This is a genomic window from Caballeronia sp. BR00000012568055 (assembly GCF_029439455.1).
In the GTDB taxonomy this organism is placed as follows: Bacteria; Pseudomonadota; Gammaproteobacteria; order Burkholderiales; family Burkholderiaceae; genus Caballeronia.
Genome location: NZ_JAQFVG010000297.1, coordinates 42,444 through 63,442 on the forward strand (window position 1 = coordinate 42,444; position 20,999 = coordinate 63,442).

19 protein-coding genes and 1 riboswitch are annotated in these 20,999 nt (G+C 60.9%); of the genes, 16 read left to right on the plus strand and 3 right to left on the minus strand.

The window, feature by feature from the left end; genetic code table 11:
• Window positions 1-7: 7 nt before the first annotated feature.
• Window positions 8-385 carry a YqjD family protein gene (locus P7F28_RS18280; RefSeq protein WP_277185999.1) on the minus strand — a complete coding sequence of 126 codons (378 nt, stop codon included), beginning with the start codon at window positions 383-385 and terminating at the stop codon, window positions 8-10.
• A gap of 296 nt (window positions 386-681) precedes the next feature.
• Window positions 682-1,407 carry an OmpW family protein gene (locus tag P7F28_RS18285; protein ID WP_277186000.1) on the minus strand — a complete coding sequence of 242 codons (726 nt, stop codon included), beginning with the start codon at window positions 1,405-1,407 and terminating at the stop codon, window positions 682-684.
• A 248-nt stretch (window positions 1,408-1,655) separates the two neighbouring features.
• Between P7F28_RS18285 and P7F28_RS18290 the strand changes: the two genes are divergently transcribed.
• The 3 genes from P7F28_RS18290 to P7F28_RS18300 all read left to right on the plus strand — a co-directional run bounded on the left by P7F28_RS18290 (window position 1,656) and on the right by P7F28_RS18300 (window position 8,928).
• On the plus strand, window positions 1,656-2,363 hold the full coding sequence (locus P7F28_RS18290) for a transposase (protein WP_277186001.1): 708 nt from the start codon (window positions 1,656-1,658) through the stop codon (window positions 2,361-2,363).
• Window positions 2,364-2,657: 294 nt separating this feature from the next.
• A complete protein-coding gene (locus P7F28_RS18295; protein ID WP_277186002.1) occupies window positions 2,658-7,373 on the plus strand; it encodes a glutamate synthase-related protein in 4,716 nt (1,571 codons plus the stop codon).
• Window positions 7,374-7,461: 88 nt separating this feature from the next.
• Complete coding sequence (locus tag P7F28_RS18300) at window positions 7,462-8,928, plus strand: glutamate synthase subunit beta (RefSeq protein ID WP_277186003.1); 1,467 nt, start codon at window positions 7,462-7,464, stop codon at window positions 8,926-8,928.
• Window positions 8,929-9,009: 81 nt separating this feature from the next.
• Here P7F28_RS18300 and P7F28_RS18305 read toward each other — a convergent pair whose 3' ends face one another.
• A complete protein-coding gene (locus P7F28_RS18305) occupies window positions 9,010-10,752 on the minus strand; it encodes an ABC transporter ATP-binding protein/permease (protein ID WP_277186004.1) in 1,743 nt (580 codons plus the stop codon).
• A gap of 224 nt (window positions 10,753-10,976) precedes the next feature.
• Window positions 10,977-11,095, plus strand: a riboswitch (TPP riboswitch).
• Window positions 11,096-11,251: 156 nt separating this feature from the next.
• Between P7F28_RS18305 and P7F28_RS18310 the strand changes: the two genes are divergently transcribed.
• The 13 genes from P7F28_RS18310 to P7F28_RS18370 all read left to right on the plus strand — a co-directional run bounded on the left by P7F28_RS18310 (window position 11,252) and on the right by P7F28_RS18370 (window position 20,931).
• Window positions 11,252-12,382, plus strand: coding sequence for an FAD-dependent oxidoreductase (locus tag P7F28_RS18310; protein ID WP_277186040.1), 1,131 nt, complete (start codon window positions 11,252-11,254; stop codon window positions 12,380-12,382).
• Window positions 12,383-12,398: 16 nt separating this feature from the next.
• On the plus strand, window positions 12,399-12,596 hold the full coding sequence (thiS, locus tag P7F28_RS18315) for a sulfur carrier protein ThiS (RefSeq protein WP_277186005.1): 198 nt from the start codon (window positions 12,399-12,401) through the stop codon (window positions 12,594-12,596).
• Between the two features lie 19 nt (window positions 12,597-12,615).
• Window positions 12,616-13,422, plus strand: coding sequence for a thiazole synthase (locus tag P7F28_RS18320; RefSeq protein ID WP_306805940.1), 807 nt, complete (start codon window positions 12,616-12,618; stop codon window positions 13,420-13,422).
• Window positions 13,419-14,492, plus strand: coding sequence for a thiamine phosphate synthase (thiE, locus tag P7F28_RS18325; protein WP_277186006.1), 1,074 nt, complete (start codon window positions 13,419-13,421; stop codon window positions 14,490-14,492). The genes P7F28_RS18320 and thiE overlap by 4 nt, the downstream gene beginning before the upstream one ends.
• Before the next feature lie 98 nt (window positions 14,493-14,590).
• Window positions 14,591-15,406, plus strand: coding sequence for an ABC transporter ATP-binding protein (locus P7F28_RS18330; RefSeq protein ID WP_277186007.1), 816 nt, complete (start codon window positions 14,591-14,593; stop codon window positions 15,404-15,406).
• Window positions 15,403-16,170 (plus strand): lipid asymmetry maintenance ABC transporter permease subunit MlaE, encoded by a 768-nt coding sequence (gene mlaE / locus P7F28_RS18335; protein ID WP_277186008.1) that lies wholly within the window; start codon window positions 15,403-15,405, stop codon window positions 16,168-16,170. The genes P7F28_RS18330 and mlaE overlap by 4 nt, the downstream gene beginning before the upstream one ends.
• A 92-nt stretch (window positions 16,171-16,262) precedes the next feature.
• The gene (mlaD, locus tag P7F28_RS18340) at window positions 16,263-16,832 is read left to right on the plus strand and encodes an outer membrane lipid asymmetry maintenance protein MlaD (protein WP_277186009.1); all 570 of its coding nucleotides are present in this window, start codon (window positions 16,263-16,265) and stop codon (window positions 16,830-16,832) included.
• 11 nt (window positions 16,833-16,843) lie between these two features.
• Window positions 16,844-17,764, plus strand: coding sequence for a VacJ family lipoprotein (locus P7F28_RS18345; RefSeq protein WP_277186010.1), 921 nt, complete (start codon window positions 16,844-16,846; stop codon window positions 17,762-17,764).
• Window positions 17,765-17,877: 113 nt separating this feature from the next.
• The gene (locus P7F28_RS18350; protein ID WP_277186011.1) at window positions 17,878-18,507 is read left to right on the plus strand and encodes a phospholipid-binding protein MlaC; all 630 of its coding nucleotides are present in this window, start codon (window positions 17,878-17,880) and stop codon (window positions 18,505-18,507) included.
• Entirely contained in the window at window positions 18,504-18,800 is a 297-nt protein-coding gene (locus tag P7F28_RS18355; protein WP_277186012.1) for an STAS domain-containing protein, read from the plus strand. Before P7F28_RS18350 ends, P7F28_RS18355 begins: the two co-directional genes overlap by 4 nt.
• Before the next feature lie 194 nt (window positions 18,801-18,994).
• On the plus strand, window positions 18,995-19,921 hold the full coding sequence (locus tag P7F28_RS18360; RefSeq protein WP_277186013.1) for an ABC transporter ATP-binding protein: 927 nt from the start codon (window positions 18,995-18,997) through the stop codon (window positions 19,919-19,921).
• Window positions 19,918-20,673 carry an ABC transporter permease gene (locus P7F28_RS18365; protein ID WP_277186014.1) on the plus strand — a complete coding sequence of 252 codons (756 nt, stop codon included), beginning with the start codon at window positions 19,918-19,920 and terminating at the stop codon, window positions 20,671-20,673. The genes P7F28_RS18360 and P7F28_RS18365 overlap by 4 nt, the downstream gene beginning before the upstream one ends.
• Window positions 20,674-20,691: 18 nt before the next feature.
• Entirely contained in the window at window positions 20,692-20,931 is a 240-nt protein-coding gene (locus tag P7F28_RS18370; RefSeq protein WP_277186015.1) for a BolA family protein, read from the plus strand.
• Window positions 20,932-20,999: the final 68 nt, after the last annotated feature.

The following is a 20,999-nucleotide window of genomic DNA, read 5'->3' on the forward strand; positions in this document are numbered from 1 at the left end:
GATCAGCTTAGCGGGCCCGTGCCAACAGCACGCCTGCTACCAAGGCTAAGCCGCCAACCAGCGCAATCGTCTGCCACGGCTTTTCGTGGATATACGCGTCGGCATCGTCGAGTACCGCGCCCGCGCGCTGGCGGAGGGCGGCGTGTGTATCGTTCAAACGGGCGCGTGCGCTGTCCAGCCGATCGCTGATCTGCGAGCGCAAAGCAGCGGCGTCCGCCGCGGTGCCGCTCGAAAGCGTGTCTTCCAGTTCACTCAGCAGCGAGCGCAGTTCCGAGCCGATATCTTCAGCCGCATCGCGGCCATGACGCGCCATGCGGCGCGCACGACGCTGCGTGCTGCTCCAAGAATCTCCGATGGCGTCTCGCGTGTTAGGCAATGCGTTCATTGATCGCTCCGTCGATGGATGAGTCGTGGATTGCCCGCGTGTATTCAGCGGGGAAAGGCCATCATGCAGCAAATTCGATGCCGCAGTCCGCTTTTTGTCCCGAGTCCGTCTATCAGGGCTTTTTACCAAAAGACACGCGTAAGAACTGCAACCATTTCATTGATTCGACGGTCACATTTACAAGCTGCAGAAAATGAAAACGCCGTCATGCAAGAAGCAAATGACGGCGTTTTCATTGCAACAGCTTTGCATCACACAAAGAGTTTCGATGTAAAGCGGCTTTATGGAATGAATACTCAAAAACGATAGCCAACCCGCAAGTAAGTCACGATCGGATTGAGCGTGATTTTCGCTTTGGATTGAACGTTAAGCGTACCCACCGGCGTTTGCGCCGCAGTATTCAGCGTAGCAGTTGCTTTCAACGGAATGAATGAAACAGAAAATCCGGCAAACCAGTGTTGAGTGAAGTTGTAGACCGCGCCAAGATTAAAGACCGGTGCCCAGGAACGATCCGTATCCACGCTGGTCGGACCATGCAACACGCCGCTTTCGAAGCTGCCGTTCGTGATCTTCGCGTCGCTGAACCAGACGCGCGTCACGCCAATGCCGACGAACGGGCGGAACTTGGCTTCCGGCGCCATGAAGAAGTATTTGAAGAGCAGCGTTGGGCTCCACTGCTTGGCTTCACCGATCTTGCCGTACTGGGAAAGCGTGCCGGTGCCTTCAAGATCGAACGTGGGCGGAATGCCCATTTCGAGTTCGGTGGCGATATGGTCAGTGACGAAGTAGCCGAGCGTGAAACCGGCCGTATCGGAACTGGAAATACCTGCGCCCGTGCCCGGTACGCTGATATTGACGGGAGAACCGCCTACACTGGTTTCTTTGAGCGGCCCGCTACTGTCCAACGGTGAAAAATGAAACCAGCCTGCCGTTGCATAGATGGATCCAGCGGACTGCGCATGTGCCACAGTGGACATACACGCAAGCGCTGCGATCCCCGTGATGACTTGTTTTATTTTCAATTTGTGCTCCTCCAAAAAGCACGGACATTATGAACACAACATTTCACATAAACCATAGCGGTGCCGTAGAGCATTTTCCCTAGGCTGCGCGGCTTTTGAGCGCATTGCACGGCGCTTGCATGTGTTTCGAACATGCGGCCTTTATCGTCAGGAACTTGCCCGTAATTTGCCAGCAAAACGCCCGCAATTGCGAGACTCCACAGGTCCCCGAATGGGGTAACACAAACGCGACCAACGGAAAATCCAGAATGGCACGGCTTGCACGACTCTATGTTCCCGAACAGCCGCAGCATGTCATCCTGCGTGGTCTCGACCAGCAGCCCGCTTTCGTCGATGACCAGGACTACGAGCTTTTCATCGACTGTCTGCGGACGGCTTCGCGCGACCATCATTTGTCGATCCATGCGTATGCGCTGATGCCGCAGGCCGTGCATCTGCTCGTCACGCCGCGCGACGAAGCGAGCCTGCCCAAAGCGATGCAGGCGGTCGGGCGTCGTTACGTAGCGCATTTCAATCGGCGTTACATGCGGCGCGGCACGTTATGGGAAGGACGCTATCGCGCGACCGTGATCGAAGGTGAGCGTTATTTCCTGCTCGCCACGCGCGTGGTTGAGATGGCGCCGGTGCGCGCGCAACTTGTCGCCGCGCCGCAGGACTATAAGTGGTCGAGCTTTCGGCATCACATCGGGCTGGCGCTTGACGGGCTGATTACCGACCATCCGCTGTTCTGGTCGCTCGGCAACACGCCGTTCGAACGGCAGCACGCTTACAAGGAACTGTGCGAGCAGCCGCTCGATGAGCGTGAAACCAACCGTCTCCTTCAAGCGACACTCAAAGGCTGGGTGCTCGGCAGCGATGCCTATCGCGAATGGGCATCGGGCGCGGCGAACCGGCGTGTGTCACCGCTGCCGCGCGGACGGCCGCGCAAGGTGCGGGAGACGCCGCAGCCCCAGTAAGCGCCCGAGACGGCGGATCGCGAAAGGCATCCGCCGTTTCATTTGCCTAATTTTAATGCGGCCCTAATAAAATGGGGCATATCTGCACCATATCGATAATTGGTGTCATATCATCAAGTTTTATTTGCCATCGCTTTGATTCGTCGCGTATATTTCGATTTCCGGCGATATTGCGGCGCAGCGCGCCTCTCCGCGACCGGCTTTGCGGCCACAAGCTGAAATAAATCTGCCGCAGGCAACAAGAAAAATGGTTCAACGGCCGAATCGGCCCCTCACAGTAGAGACGGTGTCCCCATGAACGATCATCAGCAACCGGATCAGCAACCGGCAGTCGGTTCGCTTCCCGCCGCGCAGGGCATGTACGACCCTGCCAACGAGCATGACGCCTGCGGCGTCGGCTTCGTCGCCCATATCAAGGGGAAAAAGAGCCACGAGATCATTCAGCAGGGTCTCAAGATCCTGGAGAACCTCGACCACCGTGGCGCAGTCGGCGCCGATCCGCTCATGGGCGACGGCGCGGGCATTCTGATTCAGGTGCCGGACGGTTTCTACCGCGAGGAAATGGCCAAGCAGGGCGTGACGTTGCCGCCGGCTGGCGAGTACGGCGTCGGCATGATCTTTTTGCCGAAGGAAAACGCCTCGCGTCTGGCGTGCGAACAGGAACTGGAACGCACGGTCAAGCTGGAAGGCCAGGTTGTGCTCGGCTGGCGTGATGTTCCCGTCGACGGCAACATGCCCATTTCGCCGACTGTGAAGGCCAGCGAACCGCTGATCCGCATGATTTTCATCGGACGCGGCAAGGATATCGTCGTGACGGACGCGCTGGAGCGCAAGCTGTACATCATCCGCAAGACGGCGAGCCATCGCATCCAGGCGCTCAAGCTCAAGCACGGCAAGGAATACTTCGTGCCGTCGATGTCGTCGCGCACGGTCGTCTACAAGGGCCTGCTGCTGGCGGGTCAGGTCGGCGTGTATTACCGCGATCTTCAGGACGACCGCGTGGTCTCCGCACTTGCGCTCGTGCACCAGCGCTTCTCGACCAACACGTTCCCGGCGTGGGAACTGGCTCACCCGTATCGGATGATTGCGCACAACGGCGAAATCAACACCGTGAAGGGCAACGTCAACTGGCTGAACGCGCGTACCGGCGCGATCGCCTCTTACGTGCTCGGCGACGATCTGCCGAAGCTGTGGCCGCTGATCTATCCGGGCCAGTCGGACACCGCATCGTTCGATAACTGTCTCGAACTGCTGGTGATGGCCGGCTACCCGCTCGTCCACGCGATGATGATGATGATCCCGGAAGCCTGGGAACAGCACACGCTGATGGACGACAACCGCCGCGCGTTCTACGAATACCACGCCGCGATGATGGAACCGTGGGACGGTCCTGCCGCCATCGCGTTCACGGACGGCCGCCAGATCGGCGCGACGCTCGACCGTAACGGCCTGCGTCCGGCGCGTTATCTCGTCACCGACGACGACCTCGTGATCCTCGCATCGGAATCCGGCGTGCTGCCGATTCCGGAGTCGAAGATCGTTCAGAAGTGGCGTTTGCAGCCGGGCAAGATGTTCCTGATCGACATGGAGCAAGGCCGCATCATTCAGGACAAGGAACTCAAGGACAACCTCGCCAACGCCAAGCCGTACAAGAGCTGGATCGAAGCCGTGCGGATCAAGCTCGACGAGATCGAGCCGAAGGCGGAAGACGTCGAAACGCAGCGCCGCGAAGCCGCTGCGCTGCTCGACCGTCAGCAGGCGTTCGGCTATACGCAGGAAGACCTCAAGTTCCTGATGGCGCCGATGGCGCAATCGGGCGAAGAAGCCGTCGGTTCGATGGGCAACGACTCGCCGCTGGCCGTCATGTCCAACAAGAACAAGACGCTCTACAACTACTTCAAGCAGTTGTTCGCGCAGGTCACCAACCCGCCGATCGATCCGATCCGCGAAAACATGGTGATGTCGCTGGTCTCGTTTATCGGGCCGAAGCCGAATCTGCTCGACACGACCAACATCAACCCGACGATGCGCCTCGAAGTGTCGCAGCCCGTGCTCGACTTCAAGGACATCGCCAAGATCCGCGCGATCGATCAGTACACGGGCGGCAAGTTCAGCTCGTACGAACTGAACATCGTGTATCCGGCGTCGTGGGGCAAGGAAGGGATTGAGGCGCGCATCGCGTCGCTGTGCGCGGAAGCGGTCGATGCCGTGCGTTCGGGCTACAACATCCTGATCGTGTCAGACCGCAAGGCCGACCGCGATAACGTCGCGATTCCGGCGCTGCTGGCCACATCCGCGATCCACTCGCATCTCGTGCAGCACGGTCTGCGCACCAGCACCGGTCTGGTCGTGGAAACGGGTTCGGCGCGTGAGACGCATCACTTCGCGCTGCTCGCGGGCTTCGGCGCGGAAGCCGTTCACCCGTACCTCGCGCTGGAAACGCTCGCCAATATGGCCGATGGCCTGAAGGGCGATCTGTCGGCGGACAAGGTGATCTACAACTTCACCAAGGCCGTGGGCAAGGGCCTGCTGAAGGTGATGTCGAAGATGGGTATTTCGACGTACATGTCCTACACCGGCGCGCAGATTTTCGAAGCGGTCGGTCTGTCGTCGGAACTGGTCGAGAAGTACTTCAAGGGCACGGCGTCGAAGGTCGGCGGTATCGGCTTGTTCGATGTGGCCGAGGAAGCGCTGCGTCTGCATCGCGATGCATTCGGCGATAACCCGATCCTCGCCAACATGCTCGACGCGGGCGGTGAGTATGCGTACCGCGTGCGCGGTGAAGAGCATATGTGGACGCCGGATGCCATCGCCAAGCTGCAACACTCGGCGCGCAGCAACTCGTATCAGACGTACAAGGAATACGCGCACATCATCAATGACCAGACGAAGCGTCATATGACCTTCCGTGGTCTGTTCGAATTCAAGGTCGAACCGATCAAGGCGATTCCGCTCGACGAAGTGGAACCGGCGAAGGAAATCGTCAAGCGCTTCGCGACCGGCGCGATGTCGCTCGGCTCGATTTCGACCGAAGCGCATGCGACGCTGGCCGTGGCGATGAACCGTATCGGCGGCAAGTCGAACACGGGCGAAGGCGGCGAGGACGACAAGCGTTATCGCAACGAACTGCGCGGCATTCCGATCAAGAACGGCGACACGCTGCAATCGATCATCGGACCGGAAGTCATCACCGATATTCCGCTGAAGGACGGCGACTCGCTGCGTTCGAAGATCAAGCAAGTCGCGTCCGGCCGATTCGGCGTGACGGCGGAGTATCTGTCGTCGGCGGATCAGATTCAGATCAAGATGGCGCAGGGCGCAAAGCCGGGCGAAGGCGGTCAGTTGCCGGGCCACAAGGTGTCGGATTACATCGGCAAGCTGCGTTGCTCGGTGCCGGGCGTCGGCCTGATTTCGCCGCCGCCGCACCACGACATTTATTCGATCGAAGATCTGGCGCAGCTCATTCACGATCTGAAGAACGTGAACTCGTCGTCGAGCATTTCGGTGAAGCTGGTGTCGGAAGTGGGCGTCGGCACGGTGGCGGCTGGCGTGGCGAAGGCGAAGGCGGATCATGTCGTGATCGCGGGTCACGATGGCGGCACGGGTGCATCGCCCTTGTCGTCGCTGAAGCACGCGGGCACGCCGTGGGAACTGGGTCTCGCTGAAACGCAGCAGACGCTGGTGCTGAACCGTCTGCGCGGCCGTATCCGCGTTCAGGCCGATGGTCAGATGAAGACCGGCCGCGATGTGGTGATCGGTGCGCTGCTCGGCGCGGATGAGTTCGGCTTCGCGACCGCGCCGCTGGTCGTCGAAGGCTGCATCATGATGCGCAAGTGCCATCTGAACACGTGCCCGGTCGGCGTCGCGACGCAAGATCCGGTGCTGCGTGCGAAGTTCACGGGCCAGCCGGAACACGTCGTCAACTTCTTCTTCTTTATCGCGGAAGAAGTGCGCGAAATCATGGCGCAACTCGGCATCCGCAAGTTCGACGATCTGATTGGCCGTGTCGATATGCTCGATATGAAGAAGGGCGTCGAGCACTGGAAGGCGAAGGGTCTGGACTTCTCGCGCGTGTTCTATCAAGTGCCGGTGGGCGAAGACGTCGCACGCAAGCATGTCGATGTGCAGGATCACGGTCTCGACAAGGCGCTGGATCATGTGCTGATCGAAAAGGCGAAGGCGGCGATCGAACGCGGCGAGCACGTTTCGTTCATTCAGCCGGTGCGCAACGTGAACCGCACGGTCGGCGCGATGCTGTCCGGTCTGATCGCGAAGAAGCACGGTCACGACGGTTTGCCCGACGACTCGATCCACATCCAATTGAAGGGCACGGCGGGCCAGAGCTTCGGCGCGTTCCTGGCCAAGGGCGTGACGCTGGATCTGGTCGGCGACGGCAACGACTACGTCGGCAAGGGTCTGTCGGGCGGGCGCATCATCATTCGCCCGACTAACGATTTCCGCGGCAAGTCGGAAGAAAACATCATCTGCGGCAACACGGTGATGTACGGCGCGATCGAAGGCGAATCGTATTTCCGTGGCGTGGCAGGCGAGCGCTTCTGCGTGCGTAACTCGGGCGCGACGGCGGTTGTCGAAGGCACGGGCGATCACGGTTGCGAATACATGACGGGCGGCACGGTCGTGGTGCTCGGCGAAACGGGCCGCAACTTCGCGGCGGGCATGTCGGGCGGTATCGCCTTCGTGTACGACCCGGACGGCAGTTTCGGCGGCAAGTGCAACAAGTCGATGGTCGCGCTCGATCCGGTTCTGCAACAAGCCGAACAGGAACGCACGGTGGATCGCGTGTTGTGGCACACCGGCAAGACCGACGAAGCCGTGCTCAAGGGCCTGATCGAGCGTCACTTTCAGTTCACCGGCTCGCCGCGCGCGAAGTCGCTGCTCGAAAACTGGGATACGTCGCGTCGTCAGTTCGTGAAGGTGTTCCCGACCGAGTACAAGCGCGCGCTGGGCGAAATCGGCGCGAAGAAGTCGAAGGATGCCATCGCTGCCTGACGCCTCGCTTCCTTAGAGACAGATATAGAAAGGCGCTCCGGTGCGTGTGCATCGGAGCGTGCGATCCTCACCCAATACAGAGAAAGAAATGGGAAAAGCCACCGGTTTTCTCGAGTTCGAACGACGCCACGAGTCGTACGAAGCACCGCTGACCCGCGTCAAGCACTACAAGGAATTCGTCGCCGCGCTGACGGATGAAGACGCGAAGATTCAGGGCGCGCGCTGCATGGATTGCGGCATTCCGTTCTGCAATAACGGCTGCCCGGTCAACAACATAATTCCGGACTTCAACGATCTCGTGTTTCAGCAAGACTGGAAGAACGCGATCAATGTGCTGCATTCGACCAACAACTTCCCGGAGTTCACGGGCCGCATCTGCCCGGCGCCGTGCGAGGCCGCGTGCACGCTCGGCATCAACGACGATCCGGTCGGCATCAAGTCGATCGAACACGCGATCATCGATAAGGCGTTCGCGGAAGGCTGGGTTGCGCCGCAAGTGCCGAAGCACAAGACGGGCAAGAAAGTGGCCGTGGTCGGTTCCGGTCCTGCTGGTCTGGCAGCCGCGCAACAACTCGCGCGTGCGGGCCACGATGTGGTCGTGTTCGAGAAGAACGATCGAATCGGCGGGCTGCTGCGTTATGGCATTCCCGACTTCAAGCTGGAGAAGTGGCTGATCGATCGCCGCATGCGCCAGATGGAAGCGGAAGGCGTGACGTTCCGTACCAACGTGTTCATCGGCAAGGATGCGATGCCGGCGTATATCGCGAATACGGCGAAGGAAACCATCACGCCGGACGAACTGAAGGAACAGTTCGATGCCGTGGTGATCGCGGGCGGATCGGAAACGCCGCGCGATTTGCCGGTGCCGGGGCGTGAGCTGGAAGGCATCTATTACGCGATGGAATTTCTGCCGCAGCAGAACAAGGTCAACGCGGGCGACAAGCTCACGGATCAACTGCTGGCGAAGGGCAAGCACGTCGTCGTGATCGGCGGTGGCGATACGGGCTCGGATTGCGTGGGCACGTCGAATCGTCATGGCGCGAAGGATGTGGCGCAGTTCGAACTGTTGGCGCAGCCGCCTGAAGTCGAGAACAAGCCGCTCGTGTGGCCGTATTGGCCGATCAAGCTGCGCACGTCTTCATCGCATGAAGAAGGTTGCGATCGTGATTGGTCGGTTGCCACGAAGCGCTTCGAAGGCAAGAACGGCAAGGTCGAAAAGCTGATCGCAGTTCGTGTCGAATGGAAGGGCGGCAAGATGCAGGAAGTGCCGAACTCCGAGTTCGAACTGAAAGCCGATTTGGTGCTGCTCGCGATGGGCTTTACGCAGCCGGTTTCGCCGGTGCTCGAGGCGTTCGGCGTCGAGAAGGATGCGCGCGGCAATGTGCGTGCGGCGACCGAAGGCGATAAGGCGTATTACACGTCGGTGGACAAGGTGTTCACGGCGGGCGATATGCGGCGCGGGCAATCGCTGGTGGTGTGGGCGATTCGTGAAGGACGTCAGTGCGCGCGTAGTGTCGATGCGTATTTGATGGGGTCGAGCGAGTTGCCGCGATAAGCGGGTTTTAAAAACGCCAAGTGGAAAGGCCACGCGGAAAACCGCGTGGCCTTTTGCTTTGCCCGCCTCAAGCAACGACGATCAAGCTTCCACCAACATCCTCTCGATCTCGATCTTGTAGTCATGGAACATCGCGACCGACTCGCGATGCGCCACACTCAGAATCGCAGCCTTCGGCAAGCGTTCGACGAGCGTGTTGTAGATATGCAGTTCGTTATCCGCATCGAGTGCGCTGGTGGCTTCATCGAGGAAAACGAAATCGGGTTTGTGCAGCAACACGCGCGCGGCGGCCAGACGCTGCTGTTCGCCCGGCGACAAACTGCGCGCCCAATGCGTGCTTTCTTCCAGCCGATCTCCATACGCTTCGAGATTGCACGCCTTCAAGGCCGCGCGCGATTCCTCATCGCTGAACGTGCCGCCCGGCGATGGATACGACAGCGCCGCGCGCAAGGTGCCGATCGGCATATAACTGACCTGCGGGATGAACATCAGCTTCGCATCTACGGGTGCGTCGATGGTGCCGTCGCCGAAGGGCCAAAGACCTGCGAGCGCGCGCATCAACGTGCTCTTGCCCGAACCCGACGGCCCCACTACGAGCCACCGCGAACCCGGCTCGATCGATACATCCGACACGCGCGACAGCGGCGTGCCATTCGGAAGCGCCAGCGTCAGGCCGTGCGTGGTCAGCGTCTGCGTCGCCGTGTAGTGCAGATTGATACCGCCGCGTTCCGTCGCCGGCGAGTTCTCTTCGCGGATATGCGTCGAACGCATCACACGCTTGAATTCACGAAGACGATTCACCGTCGCGCGCCATTCGACCAAGGTCGAATAACTGTTGATGAACCACGAGAACGAATCGCTCACCGTGCCGAATGCCTGCGAAATCTGCATCAGCACGCCGAAGGTGAATGCGCCAGCAAAATAACGCGGCGCGGCAACCATGATCGGGAAGATGATCGCAATCTGACCATAGAAACTCAGCACGAAAGTCATGCGCTTGGTGTAGCGCATGATCATCCACCAGTTATCTTTGATGCGCTGAAAAATGCCTTTCGCGTTTGCCGTTTCGGTCGCGATGCCATCGTAAAACGCGATTTGCTCAGCGTTCTCACGCACGCGAATCAAGCCGAAACGGAAGTCCGCTTCCACCTTCTGCTGCTGATAATTGATCGACACCAGCGGATGCCCGACTTTCTGAATGATCAGCGACCCGAGAATCGCGTATAGCGCGGCGGCCCACACCATGTAGCCCGGAATCGTGATCGGCGTGCCGCCTAGCGTCAACGTCAGCGCGCCCGCGATGGTCCAGAGAATCGTGATGAAGGTAACGAGCGTAACGAGCGTAGAAAGCAGATCGAGCGATAACGACAGCGTAGTAGTCGCGAAAGATTGCAGGTCATCGCTGATACGCTGGTCGGGGTTATCGGCAAGTCGGTCGCGTTCGATTCGATAGAACGCCTTATCGCCGAACCATTGTTCGAGGTACTTGTTAGTGAGCCATTGCCGCCAGCGAAAGCCGAGCATCTGACGGAGATATCGCCCGTACACGGCCAGCAAAATGTACGCGAACGCGAGGCCGGTGAAGATCAGCAAGAGATGCGGAAAGTCCTTCACATTCTTGTTTTGCAGCGCGTTGTAGAAGTCCGCGTTCCACGTATTGAGCCGCACGTTGATCCACACCACGGTCATGTTGATCGCGATGATCGCAACCAGCAGCCCCCACGCGATGCCGCGTTCCTCGGAGACCCAGTACGGCTTGATGAGGCTCCAGGCCGAAACCTGATCGGCCCTTTGCTGCGAGTTGTCGGTTTGAGTATTGGCCATGACCTTCCTGCTGATGCGTTGATTCGTTGTGCGGTGGTCTGCGCGGACTGCCACGCCCGGCGATTGCGGCGATTGTTCCGGTATTCCCTTAACTGTCACTTAATCCGTTCGACCGTTCGGGGCATTGTGCCAGAGTGCCGGACGGCGCGAAAAACAGGGCCAACGCGCGTCTGCACGGGGAATCCCGGTTTGCAGCGGCTTCGGCTTTCATGTTCTAATGATCTTCGACGAAACAGGGGTGCTTCGCGTGCTGTCGTAAGAGGTTAGAGCGCGGCGAGGCTGAGAGAGACCCTTTGCACCCGATCCGGGTAATACCGGCGAGGGAAGTTTCCGGAGAACGCGCGTTTTTCTGCGCCATTCCTCCAGTCTCTTCCATAGTCTTACCTCTTTCCGCCCGGCATGTTTGTGTTCATGCCGCGCCGGTCTCTCCGCTGATTTCGTCTCCGTCGTGTCCGCATTTGCGCGGCATGCTTTCTGGAGACATCGGATTGTGAATAGCATCGATCAGGCCGCACGTTCGACCGATTTCGCCATCATCGGTGGCGGGCTCGTCGGGCGGCTCGTCGCCTGGCAACTCGCGGGCGCGGGGCATCGCGTGGCGTTGTACGAGCGGGGCGATGAAGCCGGCACGCAGTCGGCCGCGTGGGTCGCTGCCGCCATGCTCGCGCCACTTGCCGAAGCGACGAGCGCGGAGCCGCTTGTGGTTGAGCTCGGCGCGGCATCGCTCGAAAAGTGGCCGGAATTGCTGGCGCAGTTGCCGGAGCCGGTTTTTCATCAGCGTAACGGCACGCTTGTGGTGTGGCATCACGCGGATCGCGCGGAAGCGCCGCTTTTCGAACGCCGTTTGCGCGCCAACGCGCCCGCTGCGCTGCTCGATGGCGGTTTCGTCAAACTCGCAGGCGCGCAAGTCGGCGATGCGGAACCGGCGCTCGGCACGCGTTTCGCGCAAGGCTGGCTGCTGCCGAACGAAGGCCAGCTCGATAACCGTCAGGCGCTCAAAGCGCTCGCGGCAGGTTTGGCGACGCGCGGCGTACGCACGCACTGGAATACACCCGTCGATGCCATGCCCGATGCGCATTGGATCATCGATTGCCGTGGTCTCGGCGGCAAACCGGCGTGGCCCGCGCTGCGCGGCATTCGCGGCGAAGTGGCGCGTGTGCACGCGCCTGGCATCGATCTGACGCGGCCTGTGCGGTTGTTGCATCCGCGTTATCCGCTCTATATCGCGCCCAAGCAAAACGATCTCTACGTGATCGGCGCCACCGAAGTCGAAGGCGAAGACATGTCGCCGATGAGCGTGCGCTCCGCGCTCGAATTACTGAGCGCGGCGTTTGCCGTGCATCCCGGCTTTGGCGAGGCGCGCATTCTCGAACTGAACTCGCAATGCCGGCCGACGCTGCCGGATCATCGGCCTGCGATCGTGTGGGACGGGGCGCGTGGATTGCGCGTCAACGGGTTGTATCGGCATGGCTTTATGATCGCGCCGGAAGTCGCGAACGCCGCATGCGAACTCGCCGAAGCGCTCGCCGCGCACACCGTCGCGGACGCCGATGCCTTCGCGCTTTTCCGTCAGTCCGCGCGCTGGCCCGAACTTCTGCACGCCGAATTTGCGGCCGTCCCGGCGCTCTGAGCATCAGGAATCGAATATGAATATCCACATCAATCAGCGCGCGTTCGAGTTGCCCGATACGGCCACCGTCACCGACGCGCTCAGCGCTTTCGGCGCGAAACCGCCATTTGCCGTCGCGCTGAACGGCCAGTTCGTCGCGCGCGGCGAACACGGCACGAAGACGCTCGCTGCGGGCGACAAGCTCGACGTCGTATCGCCCGTTGCGGGCGGCTGAAACACACAGGAACCGAATCATGACCATCCAAACCGCCGATGCGCTCACGCTCTACGGCCAGGCGTTTCCGAGCCGCGTGCTGCTCGGCACGTCGCGTTATCCGTCGCTGCAATCATTGTCCGATTCCATCGATGCCGCGCGTCCCGGCATGGTGACCGTCGCGCTGCGCCGTCAATCGGAGACAGGCGAAGCCGGTTTCTTCGATGTGCTGAAGCGCCACGGCGTCGCGCTGCTGCCGAACACCGCTGGTTGCCAAAGCGTGGATGAAGTGCTGACCACCGCCTACATGGCGCGCGAAGTGTTCGATACACCGTGGATCAAGCTCGAATTGATCGGCGACGACTACACGCTTCAGCCTGATCCGATCGGTCTGATAGAAGCGGCGGCGAAGCTGATCCGCGACGGCTTCAAGGTGCTGCCGTATTGCACGGAAGATCTGGTGATCGGCCGTCGTCTGCTCGATGCCGGTTGCGAAGCGCTGATGCCGTGGGGCGCGCCGATCGGCACGGGCAAGGGCGTCACGAATCCGTACGGACTGCGCACCTTGCGCGAGCGTTTGCCCGACGTTCCGCTGATTGTCGATGCGGGTCTCGGCGTGCCGTCGCATGCGTGCCAAGTGATGGAGTGGGGATTCGACGGCGTGCTGCTGAACACGGCAGTGTCGCAGGCGACCTATCCGCCGCAAATGGCGCGGGCGTTTGCTCTCGGCGCGGAAGCGGGACGCACCGCCTTCCTCGCCGGTCCGATGGCCGAGCGCGACAGCGCGCAGGCGAGCACGCCGGTGGTAGGCATGCCGTTCTGGCATCAGGACGGAGGTGCGGCATGAGTTTGCTCGATCGCGAAGTGTTTTGGCCGCCTGCCGACGAACTCGTGGAAGTCGCCGAGCGAATCCGCGCGCGGCTCGGCGAATGGCCTGCATCGGCGACGCGGTGGCGTGTCTGCCTGACGACGCCGGAATCGCCGGGTGCGCAGGATTTGATCGTGTTCGCTGAATCGCACGATGCGGATATCGAGCGATTGACGCGCGCCGGTTCTGCCGTGCTCGAAGCGCATGGCGAGCGCGCGACGCTTCATCGTGGCGATTCGCTCTATATATTAGAAGGCGAACGATCGGACGATTGGCTCGCCGCGCTGGCCGCATTCCTCGACTGCAATTTCGAGCCACACGACGCGTTGGTGCTCGCGCTCGCCTGGCGCACCGGCGACGATGCATGGCCGATCGATTTCGCGACGTTCCCGCGCGTCGGTGGCTTGCCGCCTGCGCCCGAGCCAGCGTTTCCGCCGTGTCCAGACGATCTCGGGCTTTATCCGGTGCTTCCGAGCGCCGACTGGGTCGAGCGCGTGCTGGATCTCGACGTGCGCACCGCGCAACTGCGCCGCAAATCCACCGATTCCGCCGATCTGAAGCAGGAAATCGAACGATCGGTCGCGGCGGGGCGCAAGCATCAGGCGCAGCTTTTCATCAACGATCACTGGCAAGCCGCCATCGATGCAGGCGCGTACGGCGTGCATCTCGGCCAGGAGGACGTCGAAACCGCCGATCTGAACGCCATCGCGCGCGCGGGTCTACGACTGGGTTTATCGACGCACGGTTATTACGAAATGCTGCGCGCGTTACATTTCCGACCGAGCTATCTCGCGCTCGGCGCGGTCTTCCCGACTACGACGAAAGTCATGCCGACAAAGCCGCAAGGCCTCGCTCGCCTCCAGCGATACGTGCAGTTGCTCGAGGGCCGCGTGCCGCTCGTCGCGATTGGTGGTATCGATGGAAAGGTGATGCCGGAAGTGCTGGCGACGGGCGTTGGGAGTGCTGCCGTGGTGCGCGCGGTGACGGAAGCGCCGGACACATCGGCTGCGGTCTCGGCGTTGCAACAGAACTTTGCAGGTCAATGCTGAAAATTCCGAATTATTAGCGGGAGGCTGCCTAGGCAAAGCACCGATTGCGCGCAGGCCCTATAATTCGGCCTCTTGCGTCCATCGGAATCTCTTACCCTGTGCCTGCCTCTTCAGAGACCCTGCTGGAGCTGCGCGACGTTGACTTCGGTTACGGCGGCCGGCTCGTTCTGTCGGACCTGAACATGCGTTTTGCGCGTGGGCAGGTGGTCGCGGTCATGGGTGGTTCCGGCTGCGGCAAAACCACGACGCTGCGGCTGATCGGCGGTCTGGTCAAAGCGAATCGCGGTCAGGTGATGTTCGGCGAACAGGACATCGGCGCGCAAACGCGCGACGGTTTGTACGCGCTGCGCCGCAAGATGGGCATGCTGTTCCAGTTCGGCGCGCTGTTCACGGATCAGACCGTGTTCGAAAACGTCGCGTTTCCGCTGCGCGAACATACCGATCTGCCGGAAGAACTCATCCGCGATCTCGTGCTGATGAAGCTGAACGCGGTCGGTCTGCGCGGCGCGCGCGATCTCGCGCCGTCGGAGATTTCGGGCGGCATGGCGCGCCGGGTTGCGCTGGCGCGCGCCATCGCGCTCGATCCCGAACTCATGATGTATGACGAGCCGTTCGCCGGCCTCGATCCCATTTCCCTCGGTATTACCGCGAAACTTATCCGCACGCTGAATGACGCGCTCGGCGCAACGTCGATCATCGTGTCGCACGACGTGCCGGAGACGTTTTCCATCGCGGATTACGTGTATTTCGTCGCCAATGGCGGAATTCACGCTGAAGGCACGCCGGAGCAACTGCGTGCGTCGGAAGATCCGACCGTGCGCCAGTTTATCGACGGCACGCCGGACGGACCGTTCAAGTTTCACCACGCGAGCCAAGCGCTTGCGTCGGATTTCGGCATCGGAGGGCAGGCATGATCAGCGCACTCGGACGCTGGGTGATCGACGGTGTCGATACCGTCGGCTACGCGACGCGCATGTTCCTGCGCCTCGTGCTCGAATTTCTCGCCTTGTGGCGTCGTCCGCGTCTTGTCACGAAGCAGGTCTTCTTCGTCGGCAATTATTCGTTTGTGATTATCGCGGTGTCGGGGCTGTTCGTCGGCTTCGTGCTCGGATTGCAGGGCTATTACACGCTGAGCCGTTACGGTTCGGAAGAGGCGCTTGGCCTGCTGGTCGCGCTTTCGCTGGTGCGTGAGCTTGGGCCGGTGGTGACGGCGCTGCTGTTCGCCGGGCGCGCGGGCACGTCGCTGACTGCTGAAATCGGCTTGATGAAGGCCGGCGAGCAACTCACCGCCATGGAAATGATGGCGGTCGATCCCATGAAATTCGTTATGGCGCCGCGCATGTGGGCGGGGATCATCGCCATGCCGCTGCTGGCGGCCATTTTCAGCGCGGTCGGTGTTCTCGGCGGTTACGTCGTCGGCGTGATGCTGATCGGCGTGGATCCGGGCGTGTTCTGGTCGCAGATGCAAGGCGGCGTGGACGTCTGGCGCGACGTCGGCAACGGCGTCATCAAAAGCGTGGTGTTCGGTTTCGCGGTGACTTTCATCGCGTTGTTCCAGGGCTACGAAGCACGGCCAACGCCGGAAGGCGTATCGCGCGCGACGACCAAGACTGTGGTGTACGCGTCGCTCGCCGTGCTCGGCCTCGATTTCCTGCTGACCGCGCTGATGTTCAGCTGATCGGCCAGCCGCACTTATGCGACTAGCGCGGGCGTTGTGAAGGGCACAGACCGTCACGCGCGCGCTGCGACAAGATTCTCTTTGGGAAGACGATGAAAAAGACTGCTCTCGACTTTTGGGTCGGCCTCTTCGTGGTGCTCGGTTTCGTGGCGCTGCTGTTTCTCGCGCTGAAAGCCGGGAACATGAGTTCGCTGTCGTTCCAGCCGACTTACGCGGTGAAGCTCAAGTTCGACAATATCGGCGGCCTGAAGGCGCGCGCGCCGGTGAAGAGCGCGGGCGTGACGGTCGGCCGCGTCGGTTCGATCGGTTTCGATGAAAACACGTACCAGGCGGTCGTGACCATCGATATCGACAAGCAATATCAGTTTCCGAAGGACTCGTCCGCGAAGATCCTGACCGCCGGGCTGCTCGGTGAGCAGTACATCGGTCTGGAGCCGGGCGGCGACGATCAGATGCTCAAGGGCGGCGACACCATTTCCATGACGCAATCGGCGGTCGTGCTGGAGAACCTGATCGGCCAGTTCCTGTACAACAAGGCGGCGGATTCCGGCGCATCGAAGGCGCCAGCGGCACCGGCCGCCACACCTGCACCGGCATTCCCCGGCGCGGCCAGCGCGATGGGCGCGTCCAGCGCAAGCCCCGCTTCCGGCGCGGCGCAATAAGGAGAACGACTATGCACGCGTTGGGGATCAGGCGGGCGGTCGTCGCTGTTGCGGCGGCGGGCATGCTCGCGGGCTGCGCGACGGTGACCACGCCGACCAAGGGCGATCCGCTCGAAAGCTACAACCGCACGATGTTCACGATCAATGACACGATCGATACGTACGCGTTGAAGCCGGTGGCGAAGGGTTACGTGTGGGCGGTTCCGGAGCCGGTGCGCAATAGCGTCACCAACTTCTTCTCGAATATCGGCGACGTGTACATCGCTGCGAACAATCTGCTGCAATTGAAGATTGCGGACGGTGTGTCGGACATCATGCGTGTTGCGATCAACACAGTGTTCGGCGTCGGCGGCTTGTTCGACGTGGCCACGATTGCAAAACTGCCGAAGCACGCCGGCGACTTCGGCCTGACGCTCGGTCACTACGGCGTGCCATCAGGTCCGTATCTGGTTCTGCCGCTGCTCGGACCGAGCACGGTGCGCGACACCAGCGGACTGGTGGTCGATTATTTCGGCAATCCGCTGACGTATGTGAGTCCTGATTCGGTGAGTTGGGCGCTGTACGGCGTGAATCTCGTCAACACGCGCGCCAATCTGCTCGGCGCCACTGACGTACTTGCCGATGCCGCGCTCGACAAATACTCGTTCGTGCGCAATGCCTACTTGCAACGCCGTCAGTATCTGATTTCCGGCGACAGCGGAACCGCGCCGGATTACGGCGAAGCAGCGCTGCCGAATTACGACGAAGAAGGCGCGCAGGCAGCGACTCCGGCCGGCGCATCGGCAACGGCGGTTGCCCCGGCTGCAGCTTCGGGCGCGGAACCTGCGTCAGCGGCTGAGGCGCCGAATGCGGCGAGCCACTCGACCGTGCCGGGCAATCAGTACGTGCCGCCGCACGCACCGCCGGGCTTCCCTTCATTCCGCCTGCGTTGAGCGCGGTTGCGCAAATACGCGGTAACATTTTTGACAGCTTTGTACAGCGTGCCGCCTGAACTCACAAAAGCCGGCACGCTCAAACTCAAGCCACTATTTCTGCAGGGTATGTGATGAAAAAATTTCTTTTGCTTCCGGTCTTCGCCATGTTTCTGGCGTTCTGCGGCTCCGCGTCCGCGCAAGCCGTCGATACTAATTCGCCGGACGGCATGATCAAGACGGTCACGCAGGAAGTGCTGGATCAGATCAAGACTGACAAGAACATTCAGGCGGGTGACGTCAACGAAATCACCAAGCTCGTCAACGAAAAGATCCTGCCGTACACGGATTTCACGCGCACCACGCGTCTGGTGATGGGCCGCAACTGGAACACGGCCACGCCGGAGCAGCAAAAGCAGATCGTCGAGCAGTTCAAGATGCTGCTGATCCGCACGTATTCGGGCGCGCTTGCGCAAGTGCGTAACCAGACCATCCAGTACAAGCCGTTCCGCGCATCGCCGGACGATACGGACGTTGTGGTCCGCTCGGTCGTGATGAACAACGGTTCGCCGGTCGAACTCGACTATCGTCTATACAAGACGGCGCAAGGCTGGCGCGTGTACGACATTAACGTGCTCGGCGCATGGCTGATTCAGGCGTACCAACAGCAGTTCAACGAGCAGATTCAGCAACACGGCGTGAACGGTCTGGTGCAGTTCCTCACGCAGCGTAATCAGCAGTTGGCGAACGGCAAGGCATCGTGAGCACGCAGGCCAATGTTGCAGGCGGCGGCCGGTTTCAAACCGCCGCCACGCTGACCCACGAGAGCGCGAAGGCCGCGCTCGACGCGGGTCTGTCGCGCATCGCGGCGGGCGCATCGGAAGTCGATTGCGCGCCGCTCAAGCAATTCGATTCGTCCGCGCTCGCTGTACTGCTCGCATGGCAGCGCGCAGCGACCGCGCGCGGCGCGGCGTTGGACATCGTCAATATTCCTTCCGGGCTGGCCAGTCTCGCGCAAGCCTACGGCGTCGATACGCTTCTCACCTTCCGACATTGATCCTGTCCTGACGCAGTTCAGGCGCGGCGGCTGAACATTTCGCCGTCGCCAGCAGGATCGCTCAAAGTCGGCAAATGGCTTTGCCCTTATAATCAAATGTTTTTTCGGCACCACACGGCCCTTTTTGGCCGAGTTCGGGTCCGTCAAACGTCATCCGCACAATCGAGGCGACGCCGCTCCAGGCGCGCACTGTCATGTCAGCCATAGAAATCCGAAACGTCAGAAAGCGCTACAAGGAGCTTCAGGCGCTCAAAGGCGTGAGCCTCTCGGTGGAAGAGGGCGAGTTCTTCGGCCTGCTCGGCCCGAACGGCGCGGGCAAGACCACCTTGATCAGCATTCTCGCCGGTCTCGCGCGCGCCGATAGCGGCACGATTTCCGTGCGCGGCCACGATGTCGTCAGCGACTTTCGCGCAGCGCGCCGGGCGCTCGGCGTGGTGCCGCAGGAACTCGTGTTCGATCCGTTCTTCACCGTCCGTGAGTCGCTGCGCATTCAGTCGGGCTATTTCGGCTTGCGCAATAACGACGACTGGATCGACGAGATCATGTTCAACCTCGATCTCACCGAAAAAGCCGACGTCAACACGCGCGCGCTGTCCGGCGGCATGAAACGCCGCGTGCTGGTGGCGCAGGCGCTGGTGCATCGGCCACCGGTAATCGTGCTGGACGAGCCGACGGCGGGCGTCGATGTCGAATTGCGTCAGACCTTGTGGAAGTTCATTTCGCGTTTGAATCGCGAAGGCCACACCATCGTGCTGACGACGCACTATCTTGAAGAAGCCGAGTCGCTGTGCGACCGCCTCGCGATGCTTCGTCGCGGCGAAGTCGTGGCGCTCGAACGCACGAGCACGCTGTTGCAGCGTTTCGCGGGCATGCAGCTTTATCTGCGATTTTCGAGCGGCGTGTTGCCCGCCGAATTGCGCGCGCTGGAAGTCGATCCGAACGCGGTCGGCGGCGCGCAACATTTGCTGCGCCTGTCGAGCTATGACGAAGTCGAGCCGATTCTCGCGAAATGCCGCGCCGCAGGCTGCACGTTCGATGAAATCGATGTGCGCAAGGCGGATCTCGAAGACGTATTCATGCAGGTGATGAACGAGCCGGACGTAGTAGAGGGACTTTCATGAGCGGTTTCCAGACGTTGTTCTACAAGGAGCTGCTGCGCTTCTGGAAGGTGTCGTTTCAGACCGTGCTCGCGCCCGTCATTACGGCGCTGCTGTATCTGACCATTTTCGGTCACGCATTGTCGGGGCACGTGCAGGTGTATCCGGGCGTCGGCTACACGAGCTTTCTGGTGCCGGGTCTCGTGATGATGAGCGTGTTGCAGAACGCGTTCGCCAATAGTTCGTCGTCGATGATTCAGTCGAAGATCACGGGCAATCTCGTTTTCGTCCTATTGCCACCGATCGCGCATTGGGAGATGTTCTTCGCCTATGTGCTGGCGTCCGTGGTGCGCGGCTTGTGCGTCGGGCTGGGCGTGTTCATCGTGACGATATGGTTCATCCCGATGTCTTTTTCCGCGCCGTTCTACATCATTGCGTTCGCGGTGCTTGGCTCCGGGATTCTCGGCACGCTGGGCTTGATCGCCGGGATTTGGGCGGATAAGTTCGATCAACTCGCCGCGTTTCAGAACTTCCTGATCATGCCGCTGACGTTTCTGTCCGGCGTGTTCTATTCGACGCATACGCTGCCGCCGTTGTGGCGCGCGGTCTCGCATCTGAATCCGTTTTTCTACATGATCGACGGCTTCCGCTACGGTTTCTTCGGCCTGTCCGATGTGAACCCGCTGATCAGCCTGAGCATCGTCGGCGCGTTTCTGGTCGTGCTCGCGCTGATCGCCGTGCGAATGCTCGCGAGCGGCTACAAGCTGCGTCACTAAAATCTCAAGGAGACTTTCATGTTGCCGACTCCGGAGCAAGTGAAGGACTACATCGCTGGCGGGCTCGCTTGCCAGCATTTGGAAGTAGAAGGCGATGGTCAGCACTTTTTCGCGACCATCGTCAGTGATGCGTTCGTCGGCAAGCGGCTGATTGCGCGTCATCAACTGGTTTATGCGGCGCTCGGCGAGCGCATGAAGCAGGAGATTCATGCGCTCAGCATGAAGACCCTGACCCCCGACGAGTGGAAACCGGCCTGAGTCCACCCGGCGAAGCCAAATCAGGTCATCGAAACAACCTAGTAACACCGGCATCACCGGCAGGAAAC

Bases quoted from the DNA above. Each gene is read 5' to 3' on its own strand.
- P7F28_RS18280 (WP_277185999.1), bottom strand. From the start codon at position 385: ATGAACGCATTGCCTAACACGCGAGACGCCATCGGAGATTCTTGGAGC.
- P7F28_RS18290 (WP_277186001.1), top strand. From the start codon at position 1,656: ATGGCACGGCTTGCACGACTCTATGTTCCCGAACAGCCGCAGCATGTC.
- P7F28_RS18295 (WP_277186002.1), top strand. From the start codon at position 2,658: ATGAACGATCATCAGCAACCGGATCAGCAACCGGCAGTCGGTTCGCTT.
- P7F28_RS18300 (WP_277186003.1), top strand. From the start codon at position 7,462: ATGGGAAAAGCCACCGGTTTTCTCGAGTTCGAACGACGCCACGAGTCG.
- P7F28_RS18305 (WP_277186004.1), bottom strand. From the start codon at position 10,752: ATGGCCAATACTCAAACCGACAACTCGCAGCAAAGGGCCGATCAGGTT.
- thiS (WP_277186005.1), top strand. From the start codon at position 12,399: ATGAATATCCACATCAATCAGCGCGCGTTCGAGTTGCCCGATACGGCC.
- P7F28_RS18320 (WP_306805940.1), top strand. From the start codon at position 12,616: ATGACCATCCAAACCGCCGATGCGCTCACGCTCTACGGCCAGGCGTTT.
- thiE (WP_277186006.1), top strand. From the start codon at position 13,419: ATGAGTTTGCTCGATCGCGAAGTGTTTTGGCCGCCTGCCGACGAACTC.
- mlaE (WP_277186008.1), top strand. From the start codon at position 15,403: ATGATCAGCGCACTCGGACGCTGGGTGATCGACGGTGTCGATACCGTC.
- mlaD (WP_277186009.1), top strand. From the start codon at position 16,263: ATGAAAAAGACTGCTCTCGACTTTTGGGTCGGCCTCTTCGTGGTGCTC.
- P7F28_RS18345 (WP_277186010.1), top strand. From the start codon at position 16,844: ATGCACGCGTTGGGGATCAGGCGGGCGGTCGTCGCTGTTGCGGCGGCG.
- P7F28_RS18350 (WP_277186011.1), top strand. From the start codon at position 17,878: ATGAAAAAATTTCTTTTGCTTCCGGTCTTCGCCATGTTTCTGGCGTTC.
- P7F28_RS18360 (WP_277186013.1), top strand. From the start codon at position 18,995: ATGTCAGCCATAGAAATCCGAAACGTCAGAAAGCGCTACAAGGAGCTT.
- P7F28_RS18365 (WP_277186014.1), top strand. From the start codon at position 19,918: ATGAGCGGTTTCCAGACGTTGTTCTACAAGGAGCTGCTGCGCTTCTGG.
- P7F28_RS18370 (WP_277186015.1), top strand. From the start codon at position 20,692: ATGTTGCCGACTCCGGAGCAAGTGAAGGACTACATCGCTGGCGGGCTC.